The organism is Streptomyces sp. NPDC101234, from assembly GCF_044767525.1.
GTDB lineage: Bacteria > Actinomycetota > Actinomycetes > Streptomycetales > Streptomycetaceae > Streptomyces > Streptomyces sasae.
The window spans coordinates 1-23,080 of the sequence record NZ_JBIWOA010000063.1; the positions used below are offsets into that span (position 1 = coordinate 1).

Genomic DNA, 23,080 nt, shown 5'->3' on the forward strand with positions numbered 1-23,080 from the left:
TCGCCTGGTCCGGCCCCCTGGCCCCCCGCGGGCCGCGCGGGTGGGGGGGGGGGGTGGGGCCGGCGGGGGGGGCCCTGGCCCGCGGGTTGGCCCCGGGCCCCGGGGCGGCTCCCGCGGGCCCGGGGGGGGGGTGGTTCCAGGCGCCCGGGGGGGCGCCCCCGGGGGCGGGGCCCCGCCCCTCGGGCATGCGCCTACTTCTGCATGCGCCTACTTCTTCTTCGCGCCGCGCTTCTCGCGGACCCGCACGGAGATATGGATCGGCGTGCCCTCGAAGCCGAACTCCTCGCGCAGCCGGCGCTCGATGAAGCGGCGGTAGCCGGCCTCGATGAAGCCGGAGGCGAAGAGGACGAACCGCGGCGGCTTGGTGCCGGCCTGGGTGCCGAACAGGATGCGCGGCTGCTTGCCGCCCCGGACCGGGTGCGGGTGGGCCGAGACCAGCTCGCCGAGGAAGGCGTTGAGGCGGCCGGTGGGGACTCGGGTCTCCCAGCCGGCCAGGGCGGTCTCGATGGCGGGGACCAGCTTCTCCATGTGCCGGCCGGTGTACGCGGAGACATTGACCCGGGGCGCCCAGGCGACCTGGCCGAACTCGGTCTCGATCTCCCGTTCCAGGTAGTAGCGGCGCTCCTCGTCGAGGGTGTCCCACTTGTTGTAGGCGATGACCATGGCGCGGCCCGCCTCGACGGCCATGGTGACGATCCGCTGGTCCTGGACCGAGATGGACTCGGAGGCGTCGATCAGGATGACGGCCACCTCGGCCTTCTCGACGGCGGCCGCGGTGCGCAGCGAGGCGTAGTAGTCGGCGCCCTGCTGGAGGTGGACGCGCTTGCGGATGCCCGCCGTGTCGACGAACTTCCAGGTGATGCCGCCGAGTTCGATCAGCTCGTCGACCGGGTCGCGGGTGGTGCCGGCGATTTCGTTGACGACGACCCGCTCCTCGCCCGCCACCTTGTTGAGGAGGGAGGACTTGCCGACGTTCGGGCGGCCGATGAGGGCGATCCGGCGCGGGCCGCCGATCCCGGTGCCGCCGAAGGTCTGCGCGGGTGCGTCGGGCAGGGCCTCCAGGACGGCGTCGAGCATGTCGCCGGTGCCGCGGCCGTGCAGGGCGGAGACGGGGTGCGGCTCGCCGAGGCCGAGGGACCACAGGTAGGAGGCGTCGGCCTCGCCGCTGGGGCCGTCGACCTTGTTGGCGGCCAGCACGACGGGCTTGCCGGCCTTGCGCAGCAGTCGTACGACCGCCTCGTCGGTGTCGGTGGCGCCGACCTTGGCGTCGACGACGAAGACGACCGCGTCGGCCGCCTCGATCGCGTACTCGGCCTGGGCGGCCACGGAGGCGTCGATACCGAGGACGTCCTGCTCCCAGCCGCCGGTGTCGACGACCTTGAAGCGGCGGCCGGCCCACTCGGCCTCGTAGGTCACGCGGTCGCGGGTGACGCCGGGCTTGTCCTCGACGACGGCCTCGCGGCGGCCGATGATGCGGTTGACCAGAGTCGACTTGCCGACGTTCGGGCGGCCGACGACGGCGAGGACGGGCAGCGGGCCGTGACCGGCCTCCTCGATGGCGCCCTCGACATCCTCGATGTCGAAGCCCTCTTCCGCGGCGAGCTCCATGAACTCCGTGTACTCGGCGTCGCCGAGCGCCCCGTGGTCGTACTCGTGCTCAGCCGAGTCGCCGGGCTGGCTGTGGTCGTTCATGAAGTCCGTACCTCGTCGTTCATCGTGGTGATCGGTGGATCGGCCGCATACCGGGCAGATCCACTACTTAGTGTCGCCTAGCGTCCGGTCAGACGCCTGGCGTTTTCCAGGTGGCCGGCGAGCTGCTTCTGGATGCGCTCGGTGGCCTCGTCCAGGGCCTTGCGGGTGCGTCGGCCGCTGCCGTCGCCCGCCTCGAAGGGGTCGCCGAAGACGACGTCGACGCGGGAGCGCAGCGGGGGCAGCCCCTTTATCAACCGTCCCTGCCGCTCGGAGCTTCCCAGCACGGCCACCGGGACGATCGGCGCCCCGGAACGGACCGCGAAGTAGGCCAGTCCGGCGCGCAGCGCGGCGAAGTCGCCGTCGCCCCTGCTGCCCTCGGGGAAGATGCCGAGCACTCCCCCGGCGTCCAGGACGCCGAGCGCCCGGGTGACAGCCGTGCGGTCGGTGGAATGGCGGTCCACCTTCAGCTGGCCGATCCCGGTCAGGAACGGGTCGAGCGGCCCGACGAACGCCTCCTTCTTGATGAGGAAGTGCGTCGGCCGGGGCGACACGCCCATGACCATCGGGCCGTCGATGTTGTGCGAGTGGTTCACGGCGAGGATCGCCGGACCGTGCGCGGGCACCTTCCAGGAACCGAGCACGCGCGGCTTCCACAGCCCGTACATCAGGCCGACCCCGATGCGCCGGCCGGTCTCGGCGCCCCGCTGCGACGGAAGGCTCACTTCCCGGCCCGCTTCTCCTCGACGAGGGTGACGACGCACTCGATGACCTGGGCCAGCGTCAGCTCGGTGGTGTCCACCTCGACCGCGTCGTCCGCCTTGGCGAGCGGCGAGGTCTTGCGGGAGGAGTCGGCCGCGTCCCGCTTGATCAGGGCCTCGCGGGTGGCGTTGACGTCGGCCCCCTTGAGCTCACCGCTGCGCCGGGCGGCGCGGGCCTCGGCGGAGGCGGTGAGGAAGACCTTGAGGTCGGCGTCGGGCAGCACGGTCGTACCGATGTCCCGGCCCTCGACGACGATGCCGGCCTGGGCCGAGGTGGCCAGCGAGCGCTGGAGCTCGGTGATCCGGGCCCGCACCTCCGGTACCGCGCTGACGGCGCTGACCGCGGAGGAGACCTCCTGGGTGCGGATCGGACCGGACACGTCGGTGCCGTCGACGGTGATCGTCGGGTTGGCCGGGTCGGTGCCGGAGACGATCTCGGGCTTGCCGGCCGCGGCGGCGATCTCGGACGGGTCGGCGATGTCGATCCCGTTGGTCACCATCCACCAGGTGATCGCCCGGTACTGGGCGCCGGTGTCCAGGTAGCTCAGGCCCAGCTGCGCGGCGACGGCCTTGGAGGTGCTCGACTTGCCGGTGCCGGCGGGGCCGTCGATGGCGACAATCACGGGCTGGGCGGCGCCGTTTTCCACGGGGGGACACCTTCCGGGTACGGGGTGGTGGGTGGTGTGCGGGACGCCGTCGCGCCCCGCACAAGGTTACCGGCCCCCGGGACCGCCGGATTCAGCGCTCTTGCCGCAGCGCCCAGCCCCGCTCCCGCAGCGCCGCCGTCAGTACCGGCACCGCCTTCGGCTCCACCCACAGCTGGACGTGACCGGCCTGCTGTCCGGTCGCGTGCTCGATGCGCACGTCCTCGATGTTGACCCCGACCGCGCCGGCGTCCGCGAAGATCCGGGCCAGCTGGCCGGGCTGGTCGTCGATGAGCACCGCCACGACCTCGTACGCCCGCGGCGCCGACCCGTGCTTGCCGGGCACCCGGACCTGACCGGCGTTGCCGCGCCGCAGCACGTCCGCGATACCGGCCCCGCCCTCGGCCCTCTTGTCCTCGTCCGAGGACTGCAGGGCGCGCAGCGCGCCGACCGTCTCGTCGAGGTCGGCGGAGACGTCCGCGAGCAGGTCGGCGACCGGTCCGGGGTTCGCGGAGAGGATGTCGATCCACATCCCGGGGTCGGAGGCGGCGATCCGGGTGACGTCCCGGATGCCCTGCCCGCACAGTCGTACGGCGGCCTCCTCGGCGTGCTCCAGGCGGGCGGCGACCATGCTGGAGACCAGGTGGGGCATGTGGGAGACCAGGGCCACGGCACGGTCGTGGGCGTCGGCGTCCATGACTACCGGGACGGCCCGGCAGTGCGAGACCAGCTCCAGGGCGAGGTTCAGCACCTCGGTGTCGGTGTCCCGGGTCGGGGTGAGCACCCAGGGGCGGCCCTCGAAGAGGTCGGCGGTGGCCGCCAGCGGCCCGGACTTCTCCCGGCCGGACATGGGGTGCGTGCCGATGTACGACGACAGGTCCAGGCCCCGCGCCTCCAGCTCGCGGCGCGGGCCGCCCTTGACGCTGGCCACGTCGGCGTAGCCGCGCGCCAGGCCCCTGCTCATCGCGTCCGCGAGGACGGTGGCCACATGGGCGGGCGGGGCGGCGACTAGTGCCAGGTCGACCGGGCCCTCGGGCGCCTCGTCGGTGCCGGCGCCGAGCGCGGCCGCGGTACGGGCCTGCTCCGGGTCGTGGTCGGCGAGGTGGACGACGACGCCGCGCTGGGAGAGGGCGAGCGCGGCCGACGTACCGATGAGGCCGGTACCGATGACGAGCGCGGTCCTCACTGGGCGATGTCCTTGCGCAGGGCTGCCGCGGCGCCCAGGTAGACGTGGCTGATCTCGGCCCGGGGCCGGTCCGACTCGATGTGCGCGAGGATCCGGACCACCCGGGGCATGGCGCCCTCGATGTCCAGTTCCTGGGCGCAGATCAGCGGTACGTCGACGATGCCGAGCCCCCGCGCGGCGGCCGCCGGGAAGTCGCTGTGCAGATCGGGCGTGGCCGTGAACCAGATGCTGATCAGGTCGTCGGCGGTCAGGTCGTTCCGCTCCAGGACGGCGGTGAGCAATGCTCCGACCTGCTCGTCCATGTGACCGGCCTCGTCCCGCTCCAGCTGGACGGCCCCTCGGACCGCTCGTACCGCCACGGCGCTGCTCCTGTTCTGACGTCGGCCTCTTCGCCCGTCCAGCCTAGTCAGCCCGGACCCGGCGCCGCGCACGGCGCCCGCCCGCTGAGACGGCGCCTCACCGGGGCTGCCGCCGGGCGCGGGCGGACCTGGCGAGCGTCTCCAGGAACGGGCCCACGGAGCCGCCGCCGCGGCCGTGGCTCATCGCGCCGATCAGCGTGGGCAGGTGCCCGGCGCGTCTGCCGTCCTGCCCGTCTTCGCCGTGCCGGCCCAGGAGGCTGCCGAGCATGCCTTCGAGGTCACTGCCTTCCATGACGATGCCTTTCGGACGCCGCGAGTGCACCCCGTCGCCAATGTCACCCGAATTACCCCATTCCGCTACTTGGGGTGAAACACGCCTGTACGACGCTTTACGCCTGACCCGCTCGTCCGCTCTGATGGCAGCCAGACCCGCCTCGGGGGAGGTCCGCCATGAAACGTCCCGGTCCCTTGCTGACCCTCCTCGCGGGTCTGCTGCTCGGCCTGCTCACCCTGGCGCTCGACTCGACGGCGGGGACGAGGACCGCCTCGTCGTCGTACCAGGGGCGGTCACCGAGTCCGGCGCCGACGAGCAGCACGGCGTCCCCGGCCCCGTCGCCGTCACCGGCGCCGCGTTGAACGGCACGCCGCAGGACGACAGCAGCATCCGCGGGGCCGCCGACCTGGACGGCGGCCGACGGTGAACCCGGTCCTCCCCTGGCATCCGGCCGTGACCCGAGGGAGCCGACCATGACCGTCGACCCGAACGCCGCCACCCAGAGCTGGCCGCCCGAGCCGAACGACCGCCGCCCGCACCCCGCCCGCTATCTCGTCCCCGTCCTGGTGGCCAGCGCGGTCGCGGTCGCCCTCGGCGTGTACGGCAGGGTCCACCACCCGACCGGAGCCGTCTTCGGCCTCGGCGCCTTCAGCAGCACGTTCGCGGGGAAGACGTGGCTGGCCTCGGTCGCGTTCTTCTTCGCGCTCGTCCAGCTGGTCTCGGCGCTGATGCTGTACGGCAGGCTGCCGGGACCGCGCTGGTCCTCGGGCCTGCACCGCTGGTCGGGGCGGATCGCCTTCCTGGTCGCCGTCCCCGTGGCGGTGCACTGTCTGTACGCGTTGGGCTATCAGACGTACGAAACACGCGTTTTGTGGCACTCCATCCTGGGTTGCTTCTTCTTCGGTGTTTTCAGTGCCAAGATGCTGCTGCTCCGCTGGGAGCGACTCCCTGGCTGGCTGCTGCCGATCGTCGGTGGGCTGGTGTTCGCCGTGCTCACACTCGTCTGGCTGACGTCCGCATTCTGGTTCTTCCGCACGTTCGGAGTGACGACATGACCGACGGCTCCACTCGGCGCACCATGCTCACGACGGGTACCGCGGCGCTCGCCGCGACCTGCTTGGGCTGCGGCAACAACAAGAGCAGCAGCTCCTCCAGCTCGACCGAGACGCCCACCGCGTCCGAATCGGCCACCGCGTCCGAATCGGCCACCGCGTCCGAGTCGGCCACCGCCGGATCGTCCGCCTCCGGGCCGGCGAACTCGGCGACCGGGACGGTGCTGGCGCAGACGAGTGAGATCCCGGAGGGCGGCGGCATGATCTTCAAGGAGGAGAAGGTCGTGGTGACGCAGCCGAAGGCGGGCGAGTTCAAGGCCTTCTCGGCGATCTGCACCCACATGGGCTGCACGGTGAGCAAGGTGGCGGACGGCACCATCGACTGCCCCTGTCACGGCAGCAAGTTCGACATCACGGACGGCGCCGTCGCCCACGGCCCGGCGACGAAACCACTGCCGCCGAAGTCCATCACCGTGAGCGGAAATTCGATCACCCTGACGTGAGCCGCCGCGTACGCTCCCGGGCATGCAGCCCGAGGACCTGGTACGCGACCACACGATCTACGCCTGTGTCATGGGGTCACGCGCCTTCGGTCTGGCCACAGAGGACAGTGACACCGACCGCCGGGGCGTGTTCCTCGCCCCCACTCCCCTGTTCTGGCGTTTCGAGAGGCCGCCGACCCATGTCGAGGGGCCGGGCGAGGAGCGGTTCTCCTGGGAGCTGGAGCGGTTCTGCGAGCTGGCGCTGCGCGGCAACCCGAACGTCCTGGAATGTCTGCACTCGCCCCTGGTCGAGCATCTCGACGACATGGGCCGCGAGCTGCTCTCGCTGCGCGGCGCCTTTCTCTCCCGGCAGGTGTACGGCACCTTCACCCGCTACGCCCTCGGCCAGCGCAGGAAGCTGGACGCCGACATCCGTACGCACGGCGCCCCGCGCTGGAAGCACGCGATGCATCTGCTGCGGCTGCTGACGAGCGCCCGTGATCTGCTGCGCACCGGTGAGCTGACGATCGACGTCGGCGACCGGCGCGCGGAGTTTCTCGCGGTGAAGCGGGGCGAGGTCTCCTGGGCGGAGATCGAGTCCCGGATGGCCCGGCTCGGCGAGGAGACCGACGCGGCGCTCCGCGGCAGCCCGCTCCCGCCGGAACCGGACCACGCGCGCGTGGCGGACTTCCTGTTCCGGGTCCGCCGCGCGTCAGCCCTGGAGGCGGGCCCGGACCACGAGGTCGTGCAGGGCGTCGTACGCGGCGGGGGCCTCGGGCAGCGCTGAGGTGTTCTGCGCCTCGTCGAGCAGGATGTGCAGCCGCTCCACGTCGGCCGCCACGCGCGCGTGCTCGACACCGGCCCTGCCGTGCTCCCGCTCGGCCTTGGCGGCGATCAGCTCGGGCAGGTAGGCGGGCGCCTCGGCGATCTCGCCCGCCAGGGTGGGCAGATGGGCCTGCACCTCACCGCTGCGCATCAGCTGGATGCCGGTGAGCAGCACCCGGAACGTGTAGAGCAGCGGTTTGAGTTCGTCGGTCTTCTCGAACAGCCGCCACTGGGTGACCGCGAAGCCCCGGTAGTGGTGGGCGTGGTTGCTGGTGAGCACGCCCGGGGCGAGCGCGGCCAGTTCGCGGTGCGTGTCGCCGGTGTGCGCGACGAGCGGCGACAGGAGCTGCTCCAGCACATAGCCGTTGCGGCGCAGCATCAGCCGGACGAACTTGCGCAGGTCGTGGGTGACCAGGTCCATCTCGACGCCGTAGTGCACCCAGATCCGCGAGCGGGTCTCCTCCGGCTCCCGCAGCCCGACCAGGTCGGCGGCGGGCAGCAGATGGACGCCTCGCAGGTCCACGTCGGAGTCGCGGGACGGGAAGCCGTACAGGTGCGCCCCGGAGACGGTCGCGAACAGCAGGGGGTCGGGCTGTTCCTCGACTATGGGCGTCAGGTCGATGTCCAGGTCGTCGATCATGAGATCAAGCGTCCCAGAGCGCCCCCAGGGTCATCAGGTCGCCCCGGTACTCGATCCGGTCGGCCCACTCGGCCGGCCAGGCGTCCTCGCCCAGCCAGGCTCCCGCGAAGGCCCCGGTCAGGCAGGCGATGGAGTCCGAGTCGCCGGAGGAGCAGGCGGCCCGGCGCAGGGCGAGCAGGGGCTCGTCGGGGAAGAGCAGGAAGCACAGCAGACCGGTCGCCAGGGCCTCCTCGGCGATCCAGCCGGCACCGGTGGCCAGACAGGGGTCGGCCTCCGGGGAGGCGGTCCGCACGGCGTCCCGGAGGCGGTCGAGGATCTCCAGGCACTCGTCCCAGCCGCGCGCGATGAAGTGCTCGGGGTCAGGATCGTGGCTGCGGGTCCACAGGTCGCCGAGCCAGGTGTGGTGGTAGCGGGTGCGGTTCTCGACGGCGTACGCCCGCAGCCGGCCGACCAGCTCCGCCGGTTCGACCCCCTGCGCGAGCAGCCGTACGGCACGCGCGGTGAGGTCGGAGGCGGCCAGGGCGGTGGGGTGGCCGTGAGTGAGGGCGGACTGCAACTGAGCGGCGCCGGCGCGCTGTTCGTCGCTCAGACCGGGGGCGAGTCCGACCGGCGCGACGCGCATGTTGGCTCCGCACCCCTTGGAGTCGATCTGGCTGGCGTCCTGCCAGACCCGGCCCTCCTCCTTCAGCAGGTCGCAGGCCCGCAGGCAGGTGCGGCCCGGCGCCCGGTTGTTCTCGGGCGACTGGTACCAGTCCACGAACTCCTCGCGCAGCGGCCGCGCCAGCCGCTTGGGCGCGAGCACTCCCCGGTCCATGGCGGTCCGCAGTCCGCGCCCGACCGCGATCGTCATCTGTGTGTCGTCGGAGACGAAGGCACGCGCGGGCAGTTCCATCTCCCGCCACGGCCCGCACTTGGCGAGGATGCCGGGCACGTCGTTGAACTCGGCAGGGAAGCCGAGCGCGTCCCCGAGGGCGAGTCCGATCAGGGATCCGGTGGCGGCGCGCTTCTGCACGGTGGTCGCGGTCATGCGGGGCGTCCTTCCCGGGACGGGCGGAGCAGGGGCGGGTGGAGCGCGGTGGCGGTGCCCGCGCGGTAGAGGGCGGCGGGTTTGCCGCGGCCGCCGGTCAGCCGGGCGGCGCCGGGGACGGGTTCGACGAAGCCGGGCGTGGCGAGCACCTTGCGGCGGAAGTTGGGGCGGTCCAGCTCGACGCCCCACACGGTCTCGTAGACGTTCTGCAGCTCGCCGAGGGTGAACTCGGGCGGGCAGAAGGCGGTGGCGAGACAGCTGTACTCCAGCTGCGCGCCCACGCGGTCGTGCGCGTCGGCCAGGATCCCGTCGTGGTCGAAGGCGAGCGGCCGGGCCTGGTCGTACGGCAGCCAGCGCGCCTGGGCCGCGTCGCCGCCGCCGTGCGGCTCGGGCGGGTCGGGCAGCAGCGCGGTGAAGGCGACGGACACGACCCGCATCCTGGGGTCGCGGTCCGGGTCGCTGTAGGTGCGCAGCTGCTCCAGATGCAGCCCCGACACGTCCGACAGACCGGTCTCCTCGGCGAGTTCACGCCGGGCCGCCGTCTCGGCCGACTCCCGGGGCAGCACGAAGCCGCCCGGCAGCGCCCACCGGCCGGCGAACGGCTCCTGTCCGCGCTCCACGAGCAGCACGTGCAGGGCCCCCGCGCGGAGGGTGAGGACGGCGAGGTCGACGGTGACGGCGAAGGGTTCGAAGGCGTACTTGTCGTAGCCCTGCATGTGCCCGTCCACCCCCTTGATGATCGAACGGACTAATAGTCGTTACGACTATAAAGAGTGTGCGGGTCACCGCGCAAGCCCTGACCCCGAGGCCGCCGGCGGCCACTGGGGCTCCTTTCGCGGGAACGACGGCGGCCGGTCCCGGAGCACCCGGAACCGGCCGTCAGAAAGCCGCACAAGCCTCTTTACGGGGTTTACAGGTCTTAGAGGTCGACTTCCTTCATCAGCATCCCGACCTCGGTGTTGGACAGCCGGCGCAGCCAGCCCGACTTCTGGTCGCCGAGGGTGATCGGGCCGAAGGCGACCCGCACCAGCTTGTCGACCGGGAAGCCGGCCTCCGCCAGCATGCGGCGGACGATGTGCTTGCGGCCCTCGTGCAGGGTCACCTCGACGAGGTAGTTCTTGCCGGTCTGCTCGACGACCCGGAAGTGGTCCGCGCGCGCGTACCCGTCCTCCAGCTGGATGCCGTCCTTGAGCTTCTTGCCCAGGTCGCGCGGGATCGGGCCCACGATGTGCGCGAGGTAGGTCTTCTTCACGCCGTACTTGGGGTGGGTCAGCCGGTGCGCCAGCTCGCCGTGGTTGGTGAGCAGGATGACGCCCTCGGTCTCGGTGTCCAGACGCCCCACGTGGAAGAGCCGGGTCTCCCGGTTGGTGACGTAGTCGCCGAGGGACTGCCGCCCGTCCGGGTCCTCCATGGTGGAGACCACACCGGCCGGCTTGTTCAGCGAGAAGAACTGGTACGACTGCGTGGCGACGGTCAGCCCGTCGACGCGGACCTCGTCCTTCTCCGGGTCGACCCGCTTGCCCTGCTCCAGGACGATCTCGCCGTTGACCTCGACCCTGGCCTGCTCGATCAGCTCCTCGCAGGCGCGCCGGGAGCCGTAGCCCGCGCGGGCGAGGATCTTCTGCAGCCGCTCGCCCTCCTGCTCGGCGCCCGGGAAGGTCTTGGGGAGCTTCACGTCCTTCTTGCCCGCGTACCGCTCGCGGTTGCGCTCCTCGGCGCGGGCGTCGTACTCACGGGAACTCGCCGGAGCCGTACGGCCGCGCCCGGTGCCCTGGCCCTGCCGGGGCCCGCCCTTGGCGCCGCCGCGCGCCGAGGCGCCACGACCCGACTTCGGACCGTCCTGGGTGGCGCCCGGGCCTACGTCGTAACGCCGCTCCTCCGGGCGCGGCTTCTTCGGCCGGCCGGCGCCGCCCTGCTTGTCGTCGCGGGCGTTGCCGGCGCCGCGGTAGTTGCCGCGCCCACCGCTGCTCCCGCCGCGGCCGCCGCTGTTGCCACCACGGCTCCCGCCGTTGTTTCCGCTGCTGTTCCTGCCGCTGCTGCTTCGCATCAAATTTCCGTCTAGTCGTCTGCGTCGTCTGCGCCCGGAGCATCGGGTGCGTCCGGATCGAACGACGGCACGCCCTCCTGGGTCTCGGCCTCGATCGCCTCAGCCTCCGGGAGGAAGGGCGCGAGCTCCGGGAGCTCGTCCAGGCCGCGCAGGCCCATCCGCTCCAGGAAGTAGTTCGTCGTCCTGTACAGGATCGCACCTGTTTCGGGTTCCGCGCCCGCCTCCTCGACCAGACCGCGCTGCAGCAGGGTGCGCATCACACCGTCGCAGTTGACTCCGCGGACGACCGAGACCCGGCTGCGGCTCACCGGCTGGCGGTACGCGACGACCGCGAGGGTCTCCAGCGCGGCCTGGGTGAGCCGGGCGGTCTGGCCCTCCAGCACCAGCCGTTCGACGGCGGGCGCGAACTCGGCGCGGGTGTAGAAACGCCAGCCGCCGGCGACGAACCGCAGCTCGAAGCCGCGGCCCTGCGCGGTGTACTCGTCGGCGAGGGCCCGCAGCGCCTTGGTGATCGTCTGCTTCGGCCGCTCCAGGATCTTGGCCAGGTGCTCGGCGGTGGCGGGCTCGTCCACGACCATGAGGACCGCCTCCAGGGCCGGCTTGAGGTCGAGTTCGGCGACCGGGCGCAGCCCGGCCGGCAGCTCCGTGGTGTTCTCGCTCACGCCTTCTCCTCCTTGGCCGGCTCGGGGGGTCGGTCGAACTCGTCGGTCACCATCGGCCGGGTCCCGTCGTCCCCGCCGGTCCAGCGCACGATCAGGTCGCCGAGCGCGATCTCCTGGTCCAGGGCGACGGCCTTCTCGCGGTACAGCTCCAGCAGGGCCAGGAACCGGGCCACGACGGTGAGCGTGTCGTCGGTGTCCTGGACGAGCACCTGGAAGCTGGCCTCGCCCAGCTCGCGCAGCCGCGCCACCACGATCCCGGCCTGCTCCTGCACGCTGACCAGCGGGGCATGGATGTGGTCGACGTACACCTGCGGCTTGGGCCTGGGCTGCATCGCCTTGACCGCGAGCCTGGCGAACCCTTCCGGCCCGATGCTGATGACGACCTCGGGCAGCAGCTCGGCGAGGTGCGGTTCCAGGCCGACGGTACGCGGCCAGCGGCGGGCCTCGTCGTCCAGGCGCCGGTTGAAGATGTCGGCGATCTGTTTGTACGCGCGGTACTGCAGCAGCCGCGCGAAGAGGAGGTCACGGGCTTCGAGGAGCGCCAGGTCGGCCTCGTCCTCGACCTCGGCGGCGGGCAGCAGCCGGGCGGCCTTCAGGTCGAGCAGCGTGGCGGCCACGACGAGGAACTCGGTCGTCTGGTCCAGGTCCCAGTCCGGCCCCATCGCCCGGATGTGCGCCATGAACTCGTCGGTGACCTTGGAGAGGGCGACCTCGGTGACGTCCAGCTTGTGCTTGGAGATCAGCTGGAGGAGGAGGTCGAAGGGTCCCTCGAAGTTGGCGAGACGGACCTTGAAGACACCGTCGGGGACGGGTTCGGGTTCAGCTTCCGTGGCCTGGACGGGAGCTTCGGCTGCCGTGTCGGGAGCCGCCCCGGGCCCGGATTCCGGCTCGGGTGCGGGTTCCGGCTCCGGCTCCGGTGCGGCGACCTCGGGCTCCGGCTCCGCGGCCACTTCGGGCGGCACCGCCCCCGGTCCCCGCCCCAGCGCACGCCGACGGCCGCCGGAGGCACCGGAGTGGGGGGCGTCGGTCGAGGTCATGGCCCCCGCAGGCTACCTCTACCGGCCGCGCAGCCGTCGTACGAGGATGCTCGCGTCTCCCCGGGACTCCAGGTCCGCCAGCACCACGGCGACCGCCTCGCGGACGATCCGGCCCCGGTCGACGGCCAGTCCGTGCTCGCCACGGAGCACGAGGCGCGCGTGCTCCAGGTCCATCAGCTCCTCGGCGGAGACATAGACGGTGATCTTCTCGTCGTGCCGTTCGCGTCCGCTGGGCCGGCGGGCGGGTGCCCGGCCGCCGCGCTTGCGGGGCTGCCCGTCGGCGGCGGACCCGGCAGAACCTTCCTGCGCGGCCTGCTGCCGTGCGGACCGCTGGGCCGACGGCGCGACCGTGGCGGACTGCACGGCGCGGTTGCGGGACTCACCGGCGTCGGCCGGTTCGGCGTCCGCCGCCACGTGCTCCGCGCCCTCCCCGTCGCCGCCCTGCACGGGCACCGCGTGCGGCGCGTCCTCCGCGGCCTCGGCCGCCGTGCCGTCGTTCTCCCCCGCGGGAGTCGCGGGAGCCGGCACCCGGGCCTCGCCGTTGGCCGGGCGCCTGGGGGTGGACGGCTGCAGCGCCATCCCCCCGGTCGTACGGAACAGTTCGTCGGCCCCGGGCAGACTCACTCGGCGTGACACCGGGCGAGCACCTCCCTGGCGAGCTGGCGATAGGCGGCGGCACCGACGGAGTTGGAGGCGTACGTGGTGATCGGCTCACCGGCGACCGTGGTCTCCGGGAAGCGGACCGTGCGGCCGATGACCGTGTGGTAGACGTGGTCGTCGAACGCCTCGACGACACGCGCGAGCACCTCACGGCTGTGCACGGTGCGGGAGTCGTACATGGTGGCGAGGATGCCGTCGAGCTCCAGCTCCGGGTTGAGCCGCTCCTGGACCTTCTCGATGGTCTCGGTCAGCAGGGCGACACCACGCAGGGCGAAGAACTCGCACTCCAGCGGCACGATCACCTTGTGGGCGGCGGTCAGCGCGTTGACCGTGAGCAGGCCGAGCGAGGGCTGGCAGTCGATCACGATGTAGTCGTAGTCGTCCATCAGCGGCTTGAGCGCCCGCTGGAGCGTCGACTCGCGGGCGACCTCGGAGACCAGCTGGACCTCGGCGGCCGACAGGTCGATGTTGGAGGGCAGCAGGTCCATGTTGGGGACCGCGGTTTTCAGGAGGACCTCGTCGGCCGACATGCCCCGCTCCATGAGCAGGTTGTAGACGGTGAGGTCGAGCTCCATCGGGTTGACACCGAGACCCACCGACAGCGCGCCCTGCGGGTCGAAGTCCACGAGCAGTACACGCCGGCCGTACTCCGCGAGCGCGGCACCCAGGTTGATGGTCGACGTCGTCTTGCCGACGCCGCCCTTCTGGTTGCACATCGCGATGATCTTCGCGGGGCCGTGGTCGGTCAGCGGGCCCGGGATCGGGAAGTACGGCAGCGGGCGTCCGGTCGGGCCGACGCGCTCACGGCGCTGTCGGGCCGCGTCGGGCGCGAGCGTGGCCGCGTACTCGGGATCCGGCTCGTACTCGGCGTCGGGGTCGTAGAAGTGCCCGTCGGGCAGTTCGTCGTAGACGGCGAATTGGTTGTGGGGCGCGCCACTTCCGTCGCCGGCCATGGCGTTCACGTGATGGCCATCCATGCTCTGGTGTGCTGTCCGCGTGGTCAGCGGAGTCCGGGCTGCTGTGAAGGTGCGCACCGCGACGGAGCCGACAGCCTCGAACCCCGCGGGACCCTGGTCCCGTACCGGCATTCCTGGTTGACCACCCCCGGGAGAAAATGTCGACTCATTCACAAGTCGTCTTACCTCCTTGGTGACCAGGAAACTTCTAGACAGGTCAGCGTGGCACCATGCCGACGGTTGGCGACTCTATGGCGTGTCGGGCGTCCGCAGCAACACAATCCGCCGGACCCGGCAGGATGTGTCGGCAATGAAACATCCCTCTGTCAAGGGCGTACGGCCGTCGCACGGCAGGTTTCGCCGGTGTGCGAATCGGTCGAAGGGTTACGTTCGAGGCGAGTTGACCGAGAGTCGCAAAGTGACCATACACACATCTGGCCGGACCTTGTCGGGCAAGGTCCGGCCGGACGTACGCGATTGACGCGGCTTGTTGACGTATCGCCTTTACGAAAAGGTGACTTAACTCAGCCGATCAGCGTGTCGAGGTCCACGTGCTCCAGGCCGTGCGCCTCGGCGACCTCCTTGTAAACGACCTTGCCGTCATGGGTGTTGAGGCCCTTGGCGAGCGCGGCGTCGCGGCGCAGCGCCTCCGCCCAGCCGTTGTTCGCGAGCGACACGATGTACGGCAGCGTGGCGTTGGTGAGCGCGTAGGTGGAGGTGTTGGGGACCGCGCCGGGCATGTTGGCGACGCAGTAGAAGACCGACTCGTGGACCTTGAAGGTCGGCTCGGCGTGGGTGGTGGGGCGGGAGTCCTCGAAGCAGCCGCCCTGGTCGATCGCGATGTCGACAAGGACACTTCCCTGCTTCATGCGGGAGACCAGCTCGTTGGTGACGAGCTTCGGGGCCTTGGCGCCGGGGATCAGCACCGCACCGACGACGAGGTCGGCCTCCAGGCAGGCCTTCTCCAGCTCGAAGGCGTTGGAGACGACCGTCTGGATCTTGGTGCCGAAGACCTTGTCGGCCTCCTTGAGCTTGTTGATGTCCTTGTCGAGCAGGGTCACGTGGAAGCCCATGCCGATGGCGATCTGGGCGGCGTTCCAGCCGGAGACGCCACCGCCGATGACCACGGCCTTGGCGGCCAGCACACCCGGGACACCGCCGGGCAGCACACCGCGGCCGCCGTTGGCGCGCATCAGGTGGTAGGCGCCGACCTGCGGGGCGAGCCGGCCCGCGACCTCGGACATCGGGGCGAGCAGCGGGAGCGCGCGGTTCGGGAGCTCGACCGTCTCGTAGGCGATGGCCGTGGTGCCGGACTCCAGGAGGGCGTCGGTGCACTCCTTGGAGGCGGCCAGGTGCAGGTAGGTGAAGAGGGTCTGGTCCTTGCGGAGCCGGTGGTACTCCTCCGCGATGGGCTCCTTGACCTTGAGCAGCAGGTCGGCGGTGGCCCACACCTCGTCGGCGGTGTCCAGGATGGTGGCACCGGCGGAGATGTACTCGCCGTCCGGGATCGACGAGCCCTCACCGGCGCCACGCTCGATGACGACCTGGTGGCCGTTACGCACCAGCTCGTGCACACCGGCGGGGGTGATGGCCACCCGGAACTCGTTGTTCTTGACCTCGCGGGGGATGCCGACCTTCACGTCGATCACGGTCCTTGGCTCAGAGGGTGTGGGGGCACAGCTGCACATTCCCGGCATACGGGGTACACCAGGAGACACCGCAGGAGAACCGGCGGCAGAGCCAGTTTAATTAAGGCGTTCCGCGTGTCTAGCCTTTCATTGCATCAATCTTCGTCGGATGCACTACGGATTTCGCAGGCGTTAGCTCCGTGTTCCGGGTCGGAGTCAGGGGCAGACGGCTCCTGGGCCTCCTCACCCAGCATGCGCTCGGCGGCCGAACGGTGCAGGCTCGCGGCGGTGGAGTCGCCGAGGCGCTCCAGCGTGTCGGCGAGGCGCAGCTGCAGTGCGGCCTGCAGTCGTGCGTCGTCGGCGCGGCGCGCCCACTCCACCGCCTCCTGGCAGGTGCGCAGCGATTCCTCGGGACGCCCGGCGTACTCCTGGACCCGCGCCAGCTCGCTCAACGCCCTTGCCTGCGCGGCCACATCACCGTTCTTGCGGTGGCCGGAAACAGCCGCCCGCCAGGCCCTGAGCGCCTCGCCGTAGCGGCCCGCGTAGGTGTGCGCGCCGGCGATACGGCCGTAGAGCCGGGCGGCCTCGGCGCGCTCGTCGCGGGCCAGTCGCTGGGCGAGGGCGCGGCCGAACCAGTCGGCGGCCCGGTCGTAGTCCCCCAGCTCCAGGTGCGCGCCACCTACGGATTCCATTGCGCGCCCGGTCGCGTACGGGTCATTTGCTCTGCGTCCGGCGTCCAATGCGGACCGATAGCGCACCAGCGCGTCCGTCGTCCGCCCGGTCTGCGCATCGAGGTCGCCCAGGTTCAGCAGCGCGGCGGCCTGCTCGCGGGGCAGCCGGCGGCGCTCGGCGACATCGAGGACGAGCCGGTGGATGCCGTACAGGTCGGGGGCGGCGGCCTGGGTGCCGAAGTGCGCCACCATGGCCTTGACCAGCTGGGACATCAGCCGCCTGGCCAGCGTGTCGAGCTCGCCGTCGGCGACGGCGGCGCGGGCCGCGGCCAGCAGGGCCGGGCGCCGGAGGCGCAGCCAGTCGGCGGCGGCCCGGGGGGTGGGGAAGCGCAGCTCGCGGGGCAGCGCCTGGAGCTTCTCGCGGGCCTGCGGGTTGTCGGTCTCGGTGATCGCCCGGCAGGACTGCAGCAGCCGTACCGTGCGCTCCAGCATCCGGGCGCGGGCCAGCTGGAGTTCACCGGCCCGCTCCTGGGACTCGGCCAGCGACCTGAGCAGCGGGTGCAGACAGCCGGGGACCTCGTACTGGGGAAGCGGGGAGTCCGCGGGGCGCAGCACGCCGAGGCGGACCAGCTCGTCCAGGACGGTCCGGGCGGAGTCGACCGAGCAGCCGGCCAGCGAGGAGGCGGTGTGCGGGTCGACCAGGCCGGCCGGGGCCAGGCAGAGGAGTCGCAGTATCCGGGCGGCCTGGCCGGGCAACTGGTCGTGCACGAACCGGAAGACCCGGGACAGGGCCGTGCCCTCCTCGGTGTCCGCGTGCAGCCGTTTGGCGAGGTCGGAGACGGCCATCTGGGGGCGCGCGGCGAGCCAGCCGCCGGCCAGGGTGAGCGCGGCGGGCTGCCCCAGGCACACCTCGGCCAGCGACTCGGCGGATCGCGGGTCCACGGTGATGCGGACCGAGCCGGTGTAGCGGGTGAGCAGCTCCACGGCCGACTTGGTGTCGAGGCCGCCCAGGGTGCACGGGCGGACGTCGGAGATCCCGGTGAGCGGACCGCCGGAGACGGCGACCACCAGGCAGTCGGGGGTGTCCGGGAGCAGCGCGTCGACCTCTTCGGCGCCGGGCGCGTCGTCTAGGAGGAGCAGCATGCGGCGTTCGGCGAGGGCGGTGCGCAGGGTGTGGGTGAGGTCGTCCTCGGCGGCGCCGGCCGGGGTGGGCAGCCGCAGCGCGGCGAGGAGGTCGCGGGCGGTGCGCTCGACGGGGACCGGGGTGCCGTCGGGCTCGGCGAGGCGGGCGCGCAGCACCCCGTCGGGGTAGTCGGCGGCGACCCGCCGGACGAGTTCCGCGGCGAGGGCGGTGCGTCCGGATCCGGGTCTGCCCGCGATCAGCAGGACCCGGGCGCGGGGGGCCTTGCGGCCGGCGATGGTGTCCAGGCCCGCGCGCTCGATGTCGGCGCGCAGTTCCTTCAACTCCCTTGTGCGGCCCAGGAATTGGTCGTCCGGGGCCGCGGGCGCCGCGAGTCCTGCGCCGCCTGTGTCCACCGCCTGATCCGCCACGGGCCACACTCCCGTCCCACCGCACACGCAAGCCCGCCGGGACTCCGGTTCGGGCGTTTCGGCTCAATCGCATCGAGCCTAGTTCACGTGCGAGGACGTTCCTGGCGGAGCACGGCGGGCACATCGCCCGATCGGATCAGGCGATGGTCATACCGGCACCCCCGAAGGGCGGATCCGATGGGTTCAGGCCTCGAAGGGGCGGGCCGGCCAGGGCGCGTCGGCCGGGCGCAGCGCGTCGAGGCCGTCGCCGGTGCGGGCGGCGACCAGGGAGAGGACACCCGTCACGAGGCAGTTGTTGTGCACATCGCCGGCGAGCACCAGGCGCACCAGTTCGTCGACCGGCACGCGCGCGTACTCCAGGTCGATCTCCTCGTGCTCGGTCTCGAAGCGCTCCCCCTCGGCCTCGGACAGATTCCGGGCCAGGAAGATCCGTACGGCCTCGTCGCAGCCGCCGGGGGTGGTGTACAGGTCGGTCAGCACCCGCCAGTCCTCGGCCTTGACGTGTGCCTCCTCGTACAGCTCGCGCTGGGCCGCGTGCAGCGGGTTCTCGCCGGGGACGTCGAGCAGGCCGGCCGGGATCTCCCAGAGCTTCTGCCGGACCGGGTGCCGGTACTGGCGGATGAGCAGCACGCGGTCCTCCTCGTCGAGGGCGAGGATCGCGACCGAGCCGGGGTGGACCTGGTAGTCACGGCGGACCACCGTGCCGTCGGGCATGACCACCTCGTCCGTACGGACGGAGGTCTTGTTGCCCACGAAGGGGGTCTCCGTCGCACGGATCTCCCACTCCTCGGGGGTGTCCTTGATCGTCATGACTGGCCCTTCCAGACGTACACGAGGAAAACCGGGGTGCCCACCCTTTGAAGGTATGCACCCCGGCCACCGTACAAGCAGGTGTGTTACTTCGAATTCGGCTGCTCGCCGTCGGCCTGCTGACGCTCGACGGCGGCCTTCACCAGGCCCGCGAACAGCGGGTGCGGGCGGGTCGGGCGGGAGCGCAGCTCCGGGTGCGCCTGGGTGGCGACCAGGTAGGGGTGGACGTCGCGCGGGTACTCGACGTACTCGACGAGCTTGCCGTCCGGGGAGGTGCCGGAGAACAGGATGCCGGCCTTCTTCTCCAGCTCCGCGCGGTAGGCGTTGTTGACCTCGTAGCGGTGGCGGTGCCGCTCCTCGACGTACTCCTTGCCGTCGTACACCTCGCGCACGATGGAGCCCTCGGCCAGCTTCGCCGGGTACATGCCCAGGCGCATGGTGCCGCCCATGTCGCCCTCGCCGGCGACGATGTCGAGCTGCTCGGCCATGGTGGAGATGACCGGGTGGCCGGTGGCGGAGTCGAACTCGGTGGAGTTGGCGTCCGGGATGTCGGCCAGGTTGCGCGCGGCCTCGATCACGATGCACTGCAGGCCCAGGCAGAGGCCGAGCAGCGGGATCCGGTTCTCGCGGGCGAAGCGGATGGCGCCGACCTTGCCGAGCACACCGCGGTCGCCGAAGCCGCCCGGGATGCAGATGCCGTCGACGTCACCGAGCTGGGCGGCGGCGCCGGCCGGGGTCTTGCAGTCGTCCGACGTCACCCACTTGATCTTCACGCGGGCCTTGTTGGCGAAGCCGCCGGCGCGCAGCGCCTCGGTGACCGAGAGGTAGGCGTCGGGCAGGTCGATGTACTTGCCGACCAGCGCGAGGGTGATCTCGTGGTCGGGGTTGTGGACGCGGTCCAGCAGGTCGTCCCAGGTCCGCCAGTCCACATCACGGAACGGCAGGTCCAGCTTGCGGACGACATAGGCGTCCAGGCCCTCGCCGTGCACGGTCTTCGGGATGTCGTAGATCGAGCGGGCGTCCGGGCAGGCCACCACGGCGGCCTCGTCGACGTCGCACATCAGCGAGATCTTGCGCTTGATGGCGGTGGGGACCTCGCGGTCGCAGCGCAGCACGATCGCGTCGGGCTGGATACCGATGTTCCGCAGGGCGGCCACGGAGTGCTGGGTGGGCTTGGTCTTCAGCTCGCCGGACGGGCCGATGTACGGCAGGAGCGAGATGTGCACCACGAAGACGTTGTCCCGGCCGACCTCGTGCCGGACCTGGCGGACGGTCTCCAGGAACGGCAGCGACTCGATGTCGCCGACCGTGCCGCCGACCTCGGTGATGACGACATCGACCTCGTCGGTGGCCATACGGCGGATGCGGTGCTTGATCTCGTTGGTGATGTGCGGGATGACCTGGACGGTGTCGCCCAGGTACTCGCCGCGCCGCTCCTTGGCGATCACCGTGGAGTAGACCTGACCTGTGGTGACGTTGGCGGAGCCGTCCAGGTCGCGGTCGAGGAAGCGCTCGTAGTGGCCGATGTCCAGGTCGGTCTCGGCGCCGTCGTTGGTGACGAACACCTCACCGTGCTGGAAGGGGTTCATCGTGCCCGGGTCGACGTTCAGGTACGGGTCGAGCTTCTGCATCACGACGCGCAGGCCGCGGGCCTTGAGCAGCATGCCCAGGCTGGAGGCGGTGAGGCCCTTGCCGAGCGAGGAGGCGACACCCCCGGTGACGAAGATGTGCTTGGTCGTCGTAGATTTCGGCGGCATGGCCAAGAGGGGGCTCCCGTGGTCGCGATCTGTCGTGCGGTACGGCTGCCGTCCTGGAGTTTCCGGGGTGGTGCCGTCGCTGCGGTTCGGGGGTTTCGTGCCCACCGGTCCACGGGCTACCAGGGTATCAGCGCCTCGGAGAGATGGCCCCCGGCCACGCTCCGTGCACACGTCGGCACACAGACGCTCCCGGTTAACGTGGATATCACGCACAGCTCACTCGTTCGGCCCACACGGGTTGCCCGGAGCGGCACGCAGATCATCTACGTGCGTCGTATCCTGCTCGGACACTCGCTGCCGAGCCCGGCCGGAACAGACGGCACACCCCCGCCCGTCGCTCCCGGAACAACGAGAGCTTGGCAGTTCGTTGAGCTATGACTGTCGTTTTGCCTCAGGGCACGGCGGACTGCTTTGCTTCACCGCTCAACGACGCACAACAACAACCCCCCTTGACCGCACTAGCGACAGCCCCCCGTTTGCCTGGGGGGTGACGTGGCCGTTCGACTGGAGTTGCACGTGGCCGGGCGCATCGAAGACTACGCACTCATCGGAGACATGCAGACCGCTGCCCTGGTCTGCCGGGACGGCACAGTGGACTGGCTGTGCCTGCCCCGCTTCGACTCGCATGCCATCTTCGCCGGTCTGCTGGGCACCGAGGAACACGGTTTCTGGCGGCTCGGCCCGGCACACGCGGCCGACTCGCAGCCGCCGACCGCGGCCCGCCGCACCTACCGGGGCGACTCGCTGATCCTGGAGTCGGAGTGGGACACCCCGCGCGGCACGGTCCGGGTCACCGACTTCATGCCCCCGCGTGACGGCGCGCCCCAGCTGATCCGCATCGTCGAGGGCGTCACCGGCCGGGTCCCCATGCGCTCGGTCCTGCGCATGCGGTTCTCCTACGGCCGGGTGGTCCCCTGGGTGCACAAGCACGACGGGCGTACGGTCGCCGTCGCGGGCCCCGACTCGGTGTGGTTCGACACCTCCGCGGAGACCTACGGCAAGTCGCTGACCACCTACGCCGACTTCACGGTGGCCCCCGGCGACCGGATCGCCTTCACCATCTCGTGGCAGCCCTCGCACAAGGAGCCGCCGCCGCTGCCGGAGCCCGAGCAGTCGCTGGAGGCGACCGAGGAGTTCTGGCGCGAGTGGGTCGAGCACTGCACGTACCACGGCCCGTACCGCGAGGCCGTGGTCCGCTCGCTGATCACCCTCAAGGCGCTGACGTACGCCCCCACGGGCGGTATCGTCGCGGCCCCGACGACCTCCCTGCCGGAGGACATCGGCGGCGTCCGCAACTGGGACTACCGCTACACCTGGCTCCGCGACGCGGCCATCACCCTGTCCTCGCTGCTGCGCACCGGCTACCGCGAGGAGGCCCGCGCCTGGCGCGAGTGGCTGCTGCGCGCGGTCGCGGGCGACCCCGAGAACCTGCAGATCATGTACGGCATCGCCGGCGAGCGGGAGCTGGGCGAGGCCGAGCTGGACTGGCTGCCCGGCTACGAGAACTCGGCCCCGGTCCGGGTCGGCAACGGCGCGGCGCACCAGCTCCAGCTGGACGTCTACGGCGAGGTCACCGAGGCCCTGCACCTGGCCCACATGACCGGCCTGGCCCGCAACGACTACGCGTCCCTGCTCCAGCTGAAGCTCATCCGCTACCTGGAGGACCACTGGGACGAGCCCGACGAGGGCATCTGGGAGGTCCGCGGCCCGCGCCGGCACTTCGTGCACTCCAAGGTGATGGCCTGGGTCGCGGTGGACCGCACCATCAAGCTGATCGAGTCCGGGGACGCGGACGGGCCGCTGGAGCGCTGGAAGGAACTGCGCGACGACATCCACCGGGACGTCTGCGAGAAGGGCTACGACAAGGAGCGGAACACGTTCACGCAGTCGTACGGCTCGCAGGAGCTGGACGCGTCGCTGCTGCTGATCCCCCAGATGGGGTTCCTGCCGCCGGACGACAAGCGGGTCATCGGCACGATCGAGGCGATCCAGCGGGAGCTGTCCACGCCGGACGGCTTCATCCTGCGCTACCCGACCTCGGGCGGCGAGGAGGGCGTGGACGGGCTTCCCGGGGACGAGGGGGCCTTCCTGGCGTGCTCGTTCTGGATGGCCGACGACCTCGCGATGATCGGGCGTGTCGACGAGGCGCGGAAGCTGTTCGAGAAGCTTCTCGCGCTGCGGAACGACCTCGGGTTGCTGGCGGAGGAGTGGGATCCGCGGCTGAAGCGGCAGGTGGGGAACTTCCCGCAGGCGTTCAGTCATGTGCCGTTGATCGATACGGCGCTGCGGTTGACTGCGTCCGGCGCGTACGGGGGGTAGCAGCCGCGTCGGTCGTCTGCGGGTGCGTGGGGGCTGGTCGCGC

23 protein-coding genes are annotated in these 23,080 nt (G+C 71.3%); 5 read left to right on the plus strand and 18 right to left on the minus strand.

All coding sequences use genetic code 11. The features are described 5' to 3' along the window. Positions 1 to 207 precede the first annotated feature (207 nt). From der to ACIRR9_RS52700, 6 genes are all read right to left on the minus strand, one after another. Positions 208 to 1,692 (minus strand): ribosome biogenesis GTPase Der, encoded by a 1,485-nt coding sequence (gene der, locus ACIRR9_RS52675; protein ID WP_403768186.1) that lies wholly within the window; start codon positions 1,690 to 1,692, stop codon positions 208 to 210. 77 nt (positions 1,693 to 1,769) lie between these two features. Then, the gene (locus ACIRR9_RS52680) at positions 1,770 to 2,357 is read right to left on the minus strand and encodes a lysophospholipid acyltransferase family protein (RefSeq protein WP_365342381.1); all 588 of its coding nucleotides are present in this window, start codon (positions 2,355 to 2,357) and stop codon (positions 1,770 to 1,772) included. 53 nt (positions 2,358 to 2,410) lie between these two features. Continuing rightward, the gene (cmk, locus tag ACIRR9_RS52685) at positions 2,411 to 3,097 is read right to left on the minus strand and encodes a (d)CMP kinase (protein ID WP_403768189.1); all 687 of its coding nucleotides are present in this window, start codon (positions 3,095 to 3,097) and stop codon (positions 2,411 to 2,413) included. 91 nt (positions 3,098 to 3,188) lie between these two features. Then, entirely contained in the window at positions 3,189 to 4,280 is a 1,092-nt protein-coding gene (locus tag ACIRR9_RS52690; protein WP_365342350.1) for a prephenate dehydrogenase, read from the minus strand. Beyond that, positions 4,277 to 4,639, minus strand: coding sequence for a chorismate mutase (aroH, locus tag ACIRR9_RS52695; RefSeq protein ID WP_403768192.1), 363 nt, complete (start codon positions 4,637 to 4,639; stop codon positions 4,277 to 4,279). The genes ACIRR9_RS52690 and aroH overlap by 4 nt, the downstream gene beginning before the upstream one ends. Positions 4,640 to 4,736: 97 nt before the next feature. Further along, positions 4,737 to 4,931, minus strand: a complete 195-nt coding sequence (locus tag ACIRR9_RS52700) for a hypothetical protein (protein WP_403768195.1) — start codon at positions 4,929 to 4,931, stop codon at positions 4,737 to 4,739. 158 nt (positions 4,932 to 5,089) lie between these two features. Here ACIRR9_RS52700 and ACIRR9_RS52705 point away from each other — a divergent pair, with 158 nt between their 5' ends. From ACIRR9_RS52705 to ACIRR9_RS52720, 4 genes are all read left to right on the plus strand, one after another. Continuing rightward, complete coding sequence (locus tag ACIRR9_RS52705; RefSeq protein ID WP_403768198.1) at positions 5,090 to 5,275, plus strand: hypothetical protein; 186 nt, start codon at positions 5,090 to 5,092, stop codon at positions 5,273 to 5,275. A gap of 111 nt (positions 5,276 to 5,386) precedes the next feature. Continuing rightward, a complete protein-coding gene (locus ACIRR9_RS52710; protein ID WP_403768201.1) occupies positions 5,387 to 5,968 on the plus strand; it encodes a DUF6529 family protein in 582 nt (193 codons plus the stop codon). Then, positions 5,965 to 6,468 carry a Rieske (2Fe-2S) protein gene (locus ACIRR9_RS52715; protein ID WP_403768204.1) on the plus strand — a complete coding sequence of 168 codons (504 nt, stop codon included), beginning with the start codon at positions 5,965 to 5,967 and terminating at the stop codon, positions 6,466 to 6,468. The genes ACIRR9_RS52710 and ACIRR9_RS52715 overlap by 4 nt, the downstream gene beginning before the upstream one ends. Before the next feature lie 22 nt (positions 6,469 to 6,490). Beyond that, positions 6,491 to 7,234, plus strand: a complete 744-nt coding sequence (locus ACIRR9_RS52720; protein ID WP_403768207.1) for a DNA polymerase beta superfamily protein — start codon at positions 6,491 to 6,493, stop codon at positions 7,232 to 7,234. Here ACIRR9_RS52720 and ACIRR9_RS52725 read toward each other — a convergent pair. From ACIRR9_RS52725 to ACIRR9_RS52780, 12 genes are all read right to left on the minus strand, one after another. Beyond that, positions 7,160 to 7,912 (minus strand): DNA polymerase beta superfamily protein, encoded by a 753-nt coding sequence (locus ACIRR9_RS52725; protein WP_403768210.1) that lies wholly within the window; start codon positions 7,910 to 7,912, stop codon positions 7,160 to 7,162. The genes ACIRR9_RS52720 and ACIRR9_RS52725 overlap by 75 nt on opposite strands. 4 nt (positions 7,913 to 7,916) lie before the next feature. Next, positions 7,917 to 8,939, minus strand: coding sequence for an ADP-ribosylglycohydrolase family protein (locus tag ACIRR9_RS52730; protein WP_403768213.1), 1,023 nt, complete (start codon positions 8,937 to 8,939; stop codon positions 7,917 to 7,919). Then, positions 8,936 to 9,655: an NUDIX domain-containing protein gene (locus ACIRR9_RS52735; protein ID WP_384562019.1), complete on the minus strand. Its 720-nt coding sequence runs from the start codon at positions 9,653 to 9,655 to the stop codon at positions 8,936 to 8,938. The genes ACIRR9_RS52730 and ACIRR9_RS52735 overlap by 4 nt, the downstream gene beginning before the upstream one ends. A 203-nt stretch (positions 9,656 to 9,858) precedes the next feature. Further along, positions 9,859 to 10,986: a pseudouridine synthase gene (locus ACIRR9_RS52740; RefSeq protein WP_403768216.1), complete on the minus strand. Its 1,128-nt coding sequence runs from the start codon at positions 10,984 to 10,986 to the stop codon at positions 9,859 to 9,861. Between the two features lie 11 nt (positions 10,987 to 10,997). Further along, positions 10,998 to 11,648 (minus strand): SMC-Scp complex subunit ScpB, encoded by a 651-nt coding sequence (gene scpB, locus ACIRR9_RS52745; RefSeq protein ID WP_403768219.1) that lies wholly within the window; start codon positions 11,646 to 11,648, stop codon positions 10,998 to 11,000. Beyond that, the gene (locus ACIRR9_RS52750) at positions 11,645 to 12,685 is read right to left on the minus strand and encodes a segregation and condensation protein A (RefSeq protein ID WP_403768222.1); all 1,041 of its coding nucleotides are present in this window, start codon (positions 12,683 to 12,685) and stop codon (positions 11,645 to 11,647) included. Before ACIRR9_RS52750 ends, scpB begins: the two co-directional genes overlap by 4 nt. Before the next feature lie 18 nt (positions 12,686 to 12,703). Continuing rightward, positions 12,704 to 13,321 carry a hypothetical protein gene (locus ACIRR9_RS52755; RefSeq protein ID WP_403768225.1) on the minus strand — a complete coding sequence of 206 codons (618 nt, stop codon included), beginning with the start codon at positions 13,319 to 13,321 and terminating at the stop codon, positions 12,704 to 12,706. After that, positions 13,306 to 14,433 (minus strand): ParA family protein, encoded by a 1,128-nt coding sequence (locus ACIRR9_RS52760; RefSeq protein WP_384561738.1) that lies wholly within the window; start codon positions 14,431 to 14,433, stop codon positions 13,306 to 13,308. The genes ACIRR9_RS52755 and ACIRR9_RS52760 overlap by 16 nt, the downstream gene beginning before the upstream one ends. 392 nt (positions 14,434 to 14,825) lie before the next feature. Next, positions 14,826 to 15,950, minus strand: coding sequence for an alanine dehydrogenase (ald, locus tag ACIRR9_RS52765; protein WP_403768228.1), 1,125 nt, complete (start codon positions 15,948 to 15,950; stop codon positions 14,826 to 14,828). A 134-nt stretch (positions 15,951 to 16,084) separates the two neighbouring features. After that, on the minus strand, positions 16,085 to 18,151 hold the full coding sequence (locus ACIRR9_RS52770) for a tetratricopeptide repeat protein (protein WP_403768231.1): 2,067 nt from the start codon (positions 18,149 to 18,151) through the stop codon (positions 16,085 to 16,087). A gap of 183 nt (positions 18,152 to 18,334) precedes the next feature. Then, complete coding sequence (locus tag ACIRR9_RS52775; protein ID WP_365351870.1) at positions 18,335 to 18,961, minus strand: NUDIX hydrolase; 627 nt, start codon at positions 18,959 to 18,961, stop codon at positions 18,335 to 18,337. 86 nt (positions 18,962 to 19,047) lie between these two features. Next, the gene (locus ACIRR9_RS52780) at positions 19,048 to 20,718 is read right to left on the minus strand and encodes a CTP synthase (RefSeq protein WP_403768235.1); all 1,671 of its coding nucleotides are present in this window, start codon (positions 20,716 to 20,718) and stop codon (positions 19,048 to 19,050) included. Positions 20,719 to 21,234: 516 nt separating this feature from the next. Here ACIRR9_RS52780 and ACIRR9_RS52785 point away from each other — a divergent pair. Continuing rightward, on the plus strand, positions 21,235 to 23,037 hold the full coding sequence (locus ACIRR9_RS52785) for a glycoside hydrolase family 15 protein (RefSeq protein WP_365351880.1): 1,803 nt from the start codon (positions 21,235 to 21,237) through the stop codon (positions 23,035 to 23,037). Positions 23,038 to 23,080 lie beyond the last annotated feature (43 nt).

Coding starts and splice junctions, on each gene's coding strand:
- ACIRR9_RS52720 (WP_403768207.1), top strand. CDS start 6,491: ATGCAGCCCGAGGACCTGGTACGCGACCACACGATCTACGCCTGTGTC.
- ACIRR9_RS52735 (WP_384562019.1), bottom strand. CDS start 9,655: ATGCAGGGCTACGACAAGTACGCCTTCGAACCCTTCGCCGTCACCGTC.
- ACIRR9_RS52775 (WP_365351870.1), bottom strand. CDS start 18,961: ATGACGATCAAGGACACCCCCGAGGAGTGGGAGATCCGTGCGACGGAG.
- ACIRR9_RS52730 (WP_403768213.1), bottom strand. CDS start 8,939: ATGACCGCGACCACCGTGCAGAAGCGCGCCGCCACCGGATCCCTGATC.
- ACIRR9_RS52750 (WP_403768222.1), bottom strand. CDS start 12,685: ATGACCTCGACCGACGCCCCCCACTCCGGTGCCTCCGGCGGCCGTCGG.
- ACIRR9_RS52715 (WP_403768204.1), top strand. CDS start 5,965: ATGACCGACGGCTCCACTCGGCGCACCATGCTCACGACGGGTACCGCG.
- ACIRR9_RS52700 (WP_403768195.1), bottom strand. CDS start 4,931: ATGGAAGGCAGTGACCTCGAAGGCATGCTCGGCAGCCTCCTGGGCCGG.
- ACIRR9_RS52780 (WP_403768235.1), bottom strand. CDS start 20,718: ATGCCGCCGAAATCTACGACGACCAAGCACATCTTCGTCACCGGGGGT.
- ACIRR9_RS52725 (WP_403768210.1), bottom strand. CDS start 7,912: ATGATCGACGACCTGGACATCGACCTGACGCCCATAGTCGAGGAACAG.
- ACIRR9_RS52740 (WP_403768216.1), bottom strand. CDS start 10,986: ATGCGAAGCAGCAGCGGCAGGAACAGCAGCGGAAACAACGGCGGGAGC.
- ACIRR9_RS52760 (WP_384561738.1), bottom strand. CDS start 14,433: ATGCCGGTACGGGACCAGGGTCCCGCGGGGTTCGAGGCTGTCGGCTCC.
- ACIRR9_RS52680 (WP_365342381.1), bottom strand. CDS start 2,357: ATGTACGGGCTGTGGAAGCCGCGCGTGCTCGGTTCCTGGAAGGTGCCC.
- ACIRR9_RS52710 (WP_403768201.1), top strand. CDS start 5,387: ATGACCGTCGACCCGAACGCCGCCACCCAGAGCTGGCCGCCCGAGCCG.
- ACIRR9_RS52705 (WP_403768198.1), top strand. CDS start 5,090: ATGAAACGTCCCGGTCCCTTGCTGACCCTCCTCGCGGGTCTGCTGCTC.
- der (WP_403768186.1), bottom strand. CDS start 1,692: ATGAACGACCACAGCCAGCCCGGCGACTCGGCTGAGCACGAGTACGAC.